Annotated in this window: 8 protein-coding genes; 2 read left to right on the forward strand and 6 right to left on the reverse strand. The window is 49.4% G+C overall.

Going from position 1 to position 11,691, the window contains the following annotated elements; translation table 11 throughout:
- Positions 1-21: 21 nt before the first annotated feature.
- A complete protein-coding gene (locus tag EJE48_RS00290; RefSeq protein WP_118581904.1) occupies positions 22-1,677 on the reverse strand; it encodes a family 10 glycosylhydrolase in 1,656 nt (551 codons plus the stop codon).
- Positions 1,678-1,869: 192 nt separating this feature from the next.
- On the opposite strand from EJE48_RS00290, the gene EJE48_RS00295 reads away from it, so the two are divergent.
- Complete coding sequence (locus EJE48_RS00295) at positions 1,870-3,117, forward strand: shikimate kinase (protein WP_118581907.1); 1,248 nt, start codon at positions 1,870-1,872, stop codon at positions 3,115-3,117.
- 168 nt (positions 3,118-3,285) lie between these two features.
- Here the strand turns inward: EJE48_RS00295 and nifU are convergent, their stop codons facing one another.
- A complete protein-coding gene (gene nifU, locus EJE48_RS00300; RefSeq protein WP_118581910.1) occupies positions 3,286-3,720 on the reverse strand; it encodes a Fe-S cluster assembly scaffold protein NifU in 435 nt (144 codons plus the stop codon).
- Positions 3,721-3,786: 66 nt separating this feature from the next.
- A complete protein-coding gene (nifS, locus tag EJE48_RS00305) occupies positions 3,787-4,959 on the reverse strand; it encodes a cysteine desulfurase NifS (RefSeq protein ID WP_124984191.1) in 1,173 nt (390 codons plus the stop codon).
- 341 nt (positions 4,960-5,300) lie between these two features.
- Here nifS and EJE48_RS00310 point away from each other — a divergent pair, with 341 nt between their 5' ends.
- On the forward strand, positions 5,301-5,729 hold the full coding sequence (locus tag EJE48_RS00310; protein ID WP_118581916.1) for a helix-turn-helix domain-containing protein: 429 nt from the start codon (positions 5,301-5,303) through the stop codon (positions 5,727-5,729).
- A gap of 126 nt (positions 5,730-5,855) precedes the next feature.
- Here the strand turns inward: EJE48_RS00310 and EJE48_RS00315 are convergent, their stop codons facing one another.
- From EJE48_RS00315 to smc, 3 genes are all read right to left on the reverse strand, one after another.
- Positions 5,856-6,590: a suppressor of fused domain protein gene (locus EJE48_RS00315; protein WP_118581919.1), complete on the reverse strand. Its 735-nt coding sequence runs from the start codon at positions 6,588-6,590 to the stop codon at positions 5,856-5,858.
- Between the two features lie 3 nt (positions 6,591-6,593).
- Entirely contained in the window at positions 6,594-7,511 is a 918-nt protein-coding gene (gene ftsY / locus EJE48_RS12835) for a signal recognition particle-docking protein FtsY (RefSeq protein WP_207667368.1), read from the reverse strand.
- Between the two features lie 599 nt (positions 7,512-8,110).
- The gene (gene smc, locus EJE48_RS00325) at positions 8,111-11,677 is read right to left on the reverse strand and encodes a chromosome segregation protein SMC (RefSeq protein WP_118581925.1); all 3,567 of its coding nucleotides are present in this window, start codon (positions 11,675-11,677) and stop codon (positions 8,111-8,113) included.
- Positions 11,678-11,691 lie beyond the last annotated feature (14 nt).

Here is an 11,691-nt window from a genome sequence, read left to right on the forward strand (position 1 = left end):
TCCTTCCGACCCGTCACTGGCTTACTGATAGCTTTTTGCGGTGTTGATGCCGATGGTAGCCGAGCCTTCCTCCCATGTCACGCCCATATCCAGCAGCTTCGCCAAATCGCGCAGCTTGTAATAGGTATAATCGTTGATGGTATAGGCACTCACACTCTTTCTTTCCCCGTCGCAGTATAGCTTTGCAGTAGAGGTTGTGCCATAGGTATCGCCATATCTGCCTGCCGCGCCGCTCACAGAGGAGGAATACGGCACACCACGGAACAGCTCAATCGCCTGCTTGCTTTCGTCCCAGTAGGTCTGAAACTGCTTCGCTGTCCCATTTACCGCACCTGCAACATCGCGCAGCTTAAAATAGGTATAATCGTCAATCGTGTATGTCTGGAAATCCACCGCCTTGCCGTTCACCGTTACCTTTGCCCTGCCTGCGTAGGCATATTTCTTTTCAATCGTAACAGGTGCTTCCGGTTCGGTCGGGGTGGTCGGTTCTGTCGGGGTGGTCGGTTCTGTCGGTGTTGTTGGCTCTGTCGGTTTTGTCGCTGTCTGATAATATGCCTTCACCGCATCCGCACAGCCCTGTCTGTTGTTCAGCAAATCCCGCAGACTGAAGAACATACTGCCGTCCACGTTGTATTTTTCATTGACCTGCATTTCCTGTGCAATCTCCTTCGCAACGGAATCCTTGTAAATCCCCTGTCCAATATAAAGCTTTACGTCAGTCCCTTCAACCACGTCGCTCCACCATTTCACCAGTGTCTCATAATCAGCATAGGCATTACCCTGCTCCCAGTAAATCTGCGGTGTAATGTAATCTACCCAGCCTTTTTCTACCCATTTTTTCGCATCTCCGTAAACCGTATAATAGCCTTCGGAGCCGCGTGTTGCAGAGCCTGCCTCGTCAGAGGTGCTGTTTTTCCAGATTCCCATCGGGCTGATGCCGAATTCCACAGAGGCTTTTGTATTTTTAATCGTCTGATATACCTTTTTGATTAACGTATCCACATTGTCGCGGCGCTCCTGCGCCACTGCGCCTTCCCTTGTTTCGCCCTCAGGCAGGGGATAATTGGAAGGATAGAAATAATCATCAAAATGGATGGCATCCACATCATATTTTTCCACAACCTCTTTTACCGTATCGCAGATATACTGCTGTACCTCCTCATTCGCAGGGTCATAATACATTGCCCCGTTGTAGGTCAGAATCCAGTCCGGATGCTTTCTTGCCATGTTGTCCGCAGAAAGTGCGGATACATCCGTTCCGGATGTCGTAATGCGATAAGGGTTCATCCATGCGTGAAATTCCATGCCGCGCTTGTGTGCTTCCGCAATCATGAACGCCATCGGGTCATAGCCGGGGTTTGTCCCCTGCGCCCCTGTCAGCACAGCACTCCATGGATTCAGCTCGGACTGATACAGCGCATCCCCCTTCGGGCGCACCTGCACCACAACCGTATTCAAGCCCAACGCCTGTGCCTGCTCCAGCTTCTGAATAAATTCATTCTTCTGCGCTTCTGCATTATTCGTTGTGGAAGGGTAATCCGCACTGTATACCGTTGAAATCCAGACAGCACGCATCTCCTTCGCATCTGCCGCAAAGGTCTCCTGCGCCCCGATGCTTACCACGCCAAGCACACCGCATAAAATGCCGGTGCATATTTTTTTCAAAAATCGATTCATTTTTTCACCTGATTCCTTTGTTTTCCCATTTGGTTTTTATTTTATATTGTACCACAAAAATACAATGAAAAATATTACAAAAACTTTAATCTTTTCTTTTGCAAAAGAGATTGCATAAATCCTTTATTTGCATTAAGATAGAGAGAAACTATTGTTCCATAGAAAATACAAAAGATACGAGGTGACTTTCTAATGAGATACGGACTAATCGGAGAAAAACTGGGACACAGCTTTTCTAAAATCATTCATGAACAGCTGGCGGATTATACCTATGATCTGATTCCCTTAACAAGAGATGAATTGGATGCTTTCCTGCGAGAAAAACAGTTTTCTGCCTTGAATGTAACCATTCCCTATAAGGAAACGGTTATCCCTTATCTGGATGAGGTAGATAGCCGCGCGCAGAAAATCGGCGCAGTCAATACGGTTGTCAATAGAAACGGCAGGCTTTGCGGCTATAATACGGATTTTTACGGTTTCCGTTATCTGCTCCAGAAAAACGGCATTGATGTTGCCGGCAAAAAAGCATTGGTTCTGGGCAAGGGCGGCGCGTCCAAGGCTGTCATTGCCGTTCTGGAAGAATTGGGTGCATCCGAAATTATCACCGTATATTATAAGGAATATCCGGAAACCGTCACCTATGCAGAATGTTATAAAAATCATGCCGATGCAAAAATCATCGTGAATACCACTCCTGTCGGAATGTATCCGAACTCCGATGACTGCCCCATTGATTTAGACCGCTTCACCGCGCTCGAAGGCGTTGCGGATGTTGTCTATAACCCCCTGCGTACCCAGCTTGTTCTGGAGGCGGAAAAGCGCGGGATTCGTGCCGCAGGCGGTCTGGAAATGCTCGTTGCACAGGCAAAATATGCCGTAGAAATCTTTCTGGATACCCATCTGGAGGATGCCCGCATTGCCGAAATCAATACGCCCCTCTTAAAGGAACGCTCCAATCTTGTTCTGGTTGGCATGAGCGGCGGCGGCAAAAGCACGATTGGCAAAAGGGCGGCAGAAAAGCTGGGCAAAGGCTTTGTCGATACCGATGAGTTGATCATTGAGCGCATCAAAATGCCCATTGCCGAATTCTTCGCAAAGGAAGGAGAGCCTGCCTTCCGCGAAATCGAAACAAAGGTCATCCATGAGGTTTCCGCACAGAATAACCTCGTCATTGCCACAGGCGGCGGCATCATCAAAAACCCCCTGAATGTCGAATATCTCAAGCGCAACGGCAGACTCATCTGGCTGAAACGCGATGCAGACCTGCTCCAGACGGGCAACGGCAGACCCCTTGCCCCCGATCAGGCGGCGGCGCAGAAGCTCTATCATGAACGCCTGCCCCTTTATAGCGCGGCGGCAGAAGCCATTGCAGAAAATAACGGCACCCTTGAAGAAGGTCTCTCAGCTGTCCTGCATAGCTATGAGTCCCTTTTGAAATAAGGAACTTCTACATAAAAACGCCCCCTCTTCCGAATGGAAAAGGGGGCATTTTATTGGTTTAGAGGGGTGTAATAAAATGAGTTTTTGAGAGTTTTTTGAAAATTTCTGAGTTTTTATGAGTTTTATCTTCTGTGTCCTGTTTCGTTTCCTTTTTCTTTGGTGCTTCTATCATTCAGCCTGATGATGTCTTTCGTCAACGTCATTTACGGGAGGTTCCAGTCCGTCAATGACGATATTGTTCTTTTGTGCATAATCCCACAGAGCGGCACGCAATGCCTCCTCTGCCAGACAGGAACAGTGTACCTTTACGGGAGGCAGACCATCCAGTGCTTCCATAACCGCTTTATTGGTTACCTCCAATGCTTCCTGAATACTCTTGCCCTTTACAAGTTCTGTCGCCATGGAGCTTGTCGCAACTGCGGCACCGCAGCCAAAGGTTTTGAATTTTGCATCAACGATTTTGCCATCCTCAATCTGCAAATATACCTTCATGATATCGCCGCATTTCATATTGCCGACCTGTCCAACGCCGCTTGCGTTTTCAATTTCGCCTACATTTCTTGGGTTCATAAAATGATCCATTACCTTTTCGCTATATTCCATTTCAAAACTCCTCCTTAGTGTTCTGATTTATATAAATGTCTAAAGTAAATGTCTGATTTTCTTCTATCAAGCCTTTTTGCCGGGATAAACGGGAGACATATCTCTCAGCCGCTGTACCAGACCGGGCAATTTTTCCAGAATAAAGTCTACCTGCTCCTCCGTGTTTTCTCTGTCTATTGTCAGTCTCAGAGAGCCATGTGCAATCTCATGAGGCAAACCAATCGCCATCAGCACATGAGAAGGGTCCAGAGAGCCGGATGTACATGCAGAACCGCTGGAAGCTGCAATGCCCAGTGCATCCAGCAGCAGCAGCAGGGATTCGCCTTCAATATAGGAGAAGGAAATGTTGCAGTTGCCGGGCAGACGATCTGTCGGGTGTCCGTTCAGGCGGCTATCGGGAATGCTTTCCAAAATCCCATGAATCAGCTTATCCCGCAGTGCAGTCAGCTTCTTTGTTGTTTCCTCCATTTCAGCCACTGCCAGCTCCGCAGCCTTGCCCAGACCAACAATACCCGCAATATTTTCTGTGCCCGCACGCAGCTTCTTTTCCTGTGCACCGCCGAAAATCAGCGGAGAAATCCTTGTTCCCTTGCGGATATAAATCGCACCGATGCCCTTCGGTGCGCCCAGCTTATGCCCACTCATGGACAGCAAATCAACCTGCAGCTTTTCTACATCAATGGGTACATGACCGACAGCCTGTACCGCATCTGTGTGGAACAAAACGCCGTGCTTTTTCGCAATTTCGCCAATCTCTGCGATAGGCTGAATCGTACCGATTTCGTTATTCGCAAACATAACGGAAATCAGAACGGTTTCCGGACGGATGACATTTTCCAGCTCCTCCAAAGAAATCTTCCCGAATTCGTCTACGTTCAGATAAGTCACATCCACACCCTTTGTTTCCAGAAATTCTGCGGTATGCAGAATCGCATGATGTTCAATTTTTGTTGTAATAATATGTTTTTTCTCTTTCTTGCTTGCGTTTACCACGCCACGCAGTGCCATATTGTCGCTTTCGGAGCCGCCTGCTGTGAAATAAATTTCATCGGGTGTCGCACCAATCGCAGCCGCCACCTTTGCCCTTGCTGCCTCCAGTGCCTTTTTGCTTTCCTTCGCAATGCTGTAAATGCTGGATGCATTGCCGTAATATTCTCTAAAGTAAGGAAGAATCTCCTGCAATACCTCCTCCCTTACGGGTGTTGTTGCTGCGTTATCAAAATAATATTTTGTCGGCATAAGAATACTCCTCTCAATCTCTTTATATATCATAGTATTTTTATATGTTTTATGTGATTTGAATATAACACCATTTCTGATATATGTCAATAAATTTCTTCATATTTTTCCAAAAAAATAAAAATTTTTTGCATTTTTTGAGAAAAACCACTCAACTTCACGCATCGCAAATTTTTATCAAGATTTTCATTGCATCTGTGGTTCAGCCTTTTCCCCGTGAAAATTTATCCGTATAATAAATATTGTTATTTGGGGGATACTTTATACATTTCCAAAACCGACCAAAAGCGCAAACTTTTTCGGCTTTGTCTATAAAAGAAATAAAAGGAGAGGTGTATGACATGGAATTTAAAGACCGCTTGAAAGCATTGAGAAAAGAAAAAAAGCTGACACAGGTCAAGTTAGGCGAAATGCTCAACTATGGCTATACAGCGATTGCAAACTATGAATCCGGTCGAAACCAACCCTCCATTTCCGATTTAAAAAAAATTGCCTCCATCTTCAATGTCTCTATGGATTATCTTTTGGGTGTCAATGATATCCGCTATCCCTATGTGATTGATGACGAAACCGCTACGTTCAACGAATTTCGTCGATATTACACCCTGCTGGAGGAGGACAGTAAGGCGGATTTACTGCTGTATATGGAATTTCTGGTTGAACGGCAAAACCGCATGAAGGCAATTCCCGACCTGAAATATGAGGATTACGAATTAAAAAACACCATCCAAAAGGCAGCACAGAAGCCTGTGGCATACCGCAAGGAATGACATCTAAATCACACCGGTGATAAAACCGGTCTATATTTGAAAGGCGTACAGAAACTTTGAACCGAGTCATTTTGTGCAGACAGCACAAAACAGCTCGGTTCAAATCTTTCCATACGCCTTTTTCTTTTATTCTTCCTCTGCGCAGACATTCGGTCTGTCAGGAAATACAATCATCCCATACCCATTCAGTACAGAAAGCTTCTGCATCAACGCCTCTGTGCCCGCAGCTTTCTGGTACTCCATTTCCTCTTTATACAGCGGAATCACGCAGTACATGTTAATCTGCGTATCATCCTCCGTACGGAACATGCTGATATTTTCCTGCAATGCTCCGAGCATCGCGCCGCAAAGCTTCGTACTTTCGTCATACGGCACACAATCGGCTGAATTCGGCAGTGTATGCCCCCAGCCCAGCCATGTTTTGAATTCGTGCGGAAATCTTGCCAAATATTTCATCAGCCGTACAGGCCACCAAAGGCGGTCAGGCACATCCGCATCTGTTTCGTATCCTGTCAGAATATCCCATTCCGCCGGCAGAAACAGCAGCAGCTCCGCGCGCTCCAAATCCTTATATTTCGGCAGAAATTCCTGCGGCAGCTTCATCGGCATCGCGCTCATCCCTGTGGTATACAGCACATGAAAATCCTTCTTCGTGGGTGCTTTCATCACGAAAACATTCACGCTCAGAAATTCGGAATCTATCTCCCGATACACTCTCGTCACACGATGCGGAAACAGCCCCTCCATGTGCTGACAGATTTCCCGTTCATAGGGGGTCACTGTCGCCGGACGGCGTTCCGTTCTTTCCTCTAATACATCATATTCATAAACGGCATTTTCGATTTTCTTTTCCTCTGCCATCTCTTATGCCTCCCTTCCGAACAATGCACCTGCAAATTCAGCCGCATCAAATTTCTGCAAATCGTGAATCCCTTCCCCGACCCCGATATAGCGTACAGGGATCTGCAATTCGCTCTTGATTGCAACCACAATGCCGCCCTTGGCTGTGCCGTCCAGCTTTGTCAGCACAATTCCTGTGATATCCGTCACTTCCTTGAACAGCTTTGCCTGCTGCAGTGCGTTCTGTCCCGTTGTGGCATCCAGCACCAGATATACCTCTCTGTGTGCCGCAGGGTATTCTCTCTCGATGACACGCGCAATCTTCTTCAATTCCTCCATCAGGTTTTTCTTGTTGTGCAAACGCCCTGCCGTATCGCAGATTAAAAGGTCGGTATTCTGCTTTCTTGCCTCATGCACTGCGTCATATACCACCGCCGCAGGGTCGGAATTTTCCTCATGCTTGATCACAGGAATCTCGGAGCGTTCCCCCCAGATTTCCAGCTGATCGATTGCCGCTGCACGGAAGGTATCCGCCGCCGCCAGAAGCACGGATTTCCCGTCCTCCTTGAAATTATGCGCCAGCTTGCCGATGGTCGTTGTCTTGCCGACACCATTCACACCAATGACCAGCAGAACGGAAGGAGAGGGCAGATTTTCGTCCTCCTGCGCACCCTCCTGCAAAATCGCCGTAATCTCATCAATCAGCATATCCTTGATTACCGCAGGGTCGGTCGCATGCTCTCTCTTAACCCTTTTTCGCAGGTTTTCCACGATATCCATTGTCGTCTGCACGCCCATATCTGCCATGATGAGTGCTTCCTCCAGCTCCTCAAACAAATCCTCGTCAATCTTCGTAAACGCGCCCAGAACGCCGTCCACACCGCCAAGGATGTTCTTTCTTGTCTTATCCAAGCCCGCCTTCAGCTTCGCAAAAAAGCCCATCTTCGCAGGCTTTTCCTCCTCTGCGCTTTCCTCCGCAGGCGTTTCCTGTGCTTCCTCTGTCGGTTTCTCCTGATTCAGCTCCTCTGCAACCTCGTCCGCCAGCTCCTCTACAAAGGCTTTGCCGTCCGCATCATTGTCCGCCGTAAAAATCTCGCCGCCCTCTGTCGCAACGATGACCTCATCCTCCGCAAGGGGCTTTTCCGCAAGAATTTCCCCTGCAATCTCCGTCAGCTCATCCAGAACTGCTTCGGCCTCCGCCGCGTCCTCCGCCGTCAGGATTTCCTCTCCGTCCGCGTCCTCGAAGGTAATCTCGATTTCCGCTTCCGCAGGCGCTTCCTCTGCATCCTCCCGATACAGAATATCCTCTCCTGCGCGGTCAATCTGGATTTCCTCCTCATCCATCACTGCATGGACAGCCCGGTTCATATCCTGCCCATCCTCCACATCCAGAACAATATCCGCCTCCTGCGCGTCTGTTTCCACTTCCACGCCGTCCAGCTCCAGAACACCTTCCTGCTGCTCCTCCGTCTGCGGCTGCTCCTCCGTGGCTTTCTTCTTAAAAAAATCAAATAAACCCATATTCGGTCTCCTTTTCTTTCTTACGCTGTAATACTTTTTTCCGCCTCCGAAAAGTCAACGGAAATCAATTTGGAAATGCCCTTCTCCTGCATCGTCACGCCATAAAGCACATCTGCATGCTCCATCGTGCCCTTTCTGTGGGTAATGACAATAAACTGCGTTTCCTCTGCAAATTTTTTCAGATACTGTGCATATCTGCTGACATTCGCATCGTCCAACGCCGCCTCAATCTCGTCCAGAATACAGAAGGGAGAGGGCTTCATTTTCAGAATGGAAAATAAAATCGCAATCGCGGTCAATGCACGCTCCCCGCCGGAAAGCAGCTGCATGTTCTGCAAATTTTTCCCGGGCGGCTGTGCCACAATCTCAATCGGGGATTCCAGAACGTGCGCCGCATCGGTCAGCCTGAGCTGTGCCCTGCCGCCGCCAAACATTTCGCGGAATACCTCGCTGAAATTCTCGGAAATCACCTTGAACTGCTCGCGGAACTGCTGCTCCATCAAAATCGAAAGCTCCTCAATGATCTGCTGCAGCTTTTCCTCCGCCGCAAGAATATCCTCTCTCTGCGCCGTCAGAAATTCAAACCGCTCCTTTACTTCCTTATACTGCTCAATCGCGCCGACATTCACATCCCCCAGTGCGCGGATTTTCCCTTTCCATTCCCTCACGGAAAGCTGCTCCTGCTCCTGTGGCAGTCCTGCCGTATATTCCTGCGCCATCCGCAGCGTCATTTCGTATTCCTCCCACATCTGGGCGGTAATGCGCTGCTTTTCTTCTTCCAGCTTTTCCTTTTTCGCCAAAATGCGCAGCTGTTCATTCTCCAGCTTGTTTGCCGTTTCCTTCCATTCTGCCGCCGTTTCCTCGGCTTTTGCGGCTTTTTCCGCAGTTTCCTGCTTCTCTGCCGCCGTTTCATTCAGGCAGCTTTGTGCGGTCTGCGCCTGCTGCTCCAGCTCCGCCGCCCTCTGCTGTAGGGCTTCCTGCTGCTCCTGCCGCAGACCCGTATTTTTTTCATACAGTGCCGCCTGCTCCTCTGCTTTTTTCTGCTCTGTCCGGAGGGCTTTCTGCTCCTCCTGCAAACGCAGCAGCTTTTCCTCCATGCTGTATACATTCTGCCCGATGGAAGAAAGCGCAATTTTCCTCTGCGTAATCTTCTCCATCAGCATGTCCTTTTCTTCCTTGCCGCCCGTCAGGCTGTCCTGAAAGGCAGTCAGCTGTGCATTTGCCGCTTCCATTGCCGTTTCCGAGCAAGCCGCCCTTTCGCGCAGTGCCACAATTTCCTTCTCGGCATTTTCCGTCTGCTCCGCCAGCTGCTTTTCCTCCAGCTCCAGAAGGGAAAGCCTTTCGGCAGCCTCCTGCTTCTCCGCCAGTGTTTTTTCCTTTTCGCCGCTGTCACTGCTTTGCGTCACCATGACCCTTTGCAGCTCCATTTTTTTCTCAACGGTTTCCTGCTCAATCTCCTGCAAATCCTCATTTGCAAGCGCAAGCCTGTCACGCATCTCTGTGATGGTTCGGTTTGCCGTCTGCAAGGCCTCCTGTAGGCTGCGGATTTCTCTGCTTCTGCCGAAAACATGCAGTGCCTTTTTCTGCTGTGAGCCACCCGTCATTGCGCCGCCGGGGTTCAGAATGTCCCCTTCCAGCGTAACCAGCTTATACTGATGGCGATATTTTTTCGCCAGCTGTACCGCTTTGTCCAGATTTTCCACAACCAGAATCCGCCCTAAGAGATACATTGCAAGCTGTCTGAATTTCTCCTCAAACGAAACCAGCTCATACGCCGTACCAATCACGCCGACCTCCGCCAGAATCGCCTGTCTGCCCTCAAGCGGTCTGCCCTTGATGGCGGTCACAGGCAGAAAGGTCGCCCTGCCGAGGTTCCGCCTTTTCAGATAGCCAATGGCATCCCTTGCGTCCTCCTCTGTTTCGGTAACAATGTTCTGTAATGCGCCGCCTAACGCCGCTTCAATAGCAGTTTCGTAGGTCTCCTCCACCTTCAAAAGCTGTCCGACTGCGCCGCAGATGCCTCTTTCCTTCGCATCCGGCAAATTCAGCAGGCTTTTTACGCTGTTGTAATAGCCCTCATGCTCCCGTTCCATTTCAGAAAGCAGTGCTAATCGCGATTGCAGCTCAGAGCCGCGTCTTTCCTGTACGGAAAGGCTTGTCTCCGCCTTCTGCTTTTCCTGCAGCGCATGCCTTTTGTCCTGCTCCAAGGCAGTCAGCTCCTGCTCCAGATAGCGAATCTGCTCCTTTCGGTCATTTTCCTGCTTTTCCAATGCCTGCAAATGCACCGTAAATTGATGCAGTCTGCTTTCCGTATGCTCCTTTTCGCCCAGAAGCTGCGCCCTTCTGGCAAGAAACTGCTCCTGCATGGCCTCCCGCTTGGAGATTTCCCCCTTCGCCTCTGTGCCAATCCGAATCTGCTCAAAAATTTCATCCTTAAAGGACTCCACCTTCGTTTCATCCTGACTCAGCACAGTGCTCAGAGATGCATATTCTTCCTGCAGCGCATCCAGTTCCTCCTGTCTTGCGTCCATTTCCAGTTTCAGTCCTGCCATTTTGCTGCGGCAAAGCTCCTGCTCCGCTTCATTTTCCGTCTGCTTTTTCGCCTTTTCCGCCATTTCTCCGGCAATACGGGTGCGGTTTGCCTCGTCATTGGCACGCTGCTCCTCGCGCAGGCGAATCTCGCCCTCTGTCTTTTCCAATTCGGCACGCAGCTCTGTCATTTTGTCATTCTGCTGCTGCAAAAGGGCATCCAGCTCCTCGTTTTTCTCTCGGAAGAAAGCCGCCTGCGCCTTTTCCAGATTGCTTTTTGCAAGGCTTTCCGCAAGCTGCTCCGCCGCAGTCTCCTCCGCCTGCAAAAGCATTTCCGTTTCTTTTGCAATCCGCGCCGCATCCCTGCAAAAGGCAGTCATTTCCGCCTGCTTCAGCCGCTCCTTCAGGCGAAGGTATTCCCTCGCCTTCTCGCTCTGCTTCTCCAGCGGCTCCACCTGCACCTCTAATTCGCTGATGATATCATCCACACGCAGCAGATTCTGCTGTTCCTTTTCCAGCTTATTGACCGCTTCGTTTTTCCTTGTTTTATATTTTACAATGCCTGCCGCTTCCTCAAAAATCCGGCGGCGTTCCTCTCCCTTTGCACTCAGAATTTCATCAATACGTCCCTGTCCGATGATGGAATAGCCCTCTCGGCCCACGCCCGTATCCATAAATAATTCCTGAATATCCTTTAGGCGGCACGCCGTTCCGTTAATGCGGTATTCGCTCTCACCCGAGCGAAACACACGCCGCGTCACCTGCACCTCGCTGTATGCCAAAGGCAGTCTGCCATCCTGATTATCAATCAGAATGGAAACCTCAGCAAAGCCAAGGGGCTTTCTGTTCTCCGTTCCGGCGAATATAATATCCTCCATCTTATCGCCGCGCAGACTTCTGGCTCTCTGCTCCCCAAGCACCCAACGCACCGCATCGGAAACATTGCTCTTGCCGCTCCCGTTCGGGCCGACAACCGCCGTCACCCCCGGGTTAAATTCCAGCTTCACTTTTTCGGGAAAGGATTTGAAACCCTGTAAATCCAATCGTTTCAAATACATTCATTTACACCTCA

The sequence above is a fragment of the Anaerotignum faecicola genome (assembly GCF_003865035.1).
Lineage (GTDB): Bacteria > Bacillota > Clostridia > Lachnospirales > Anaerotignaceae > Anaerotignum_A > Anaerotignum_A faecicola.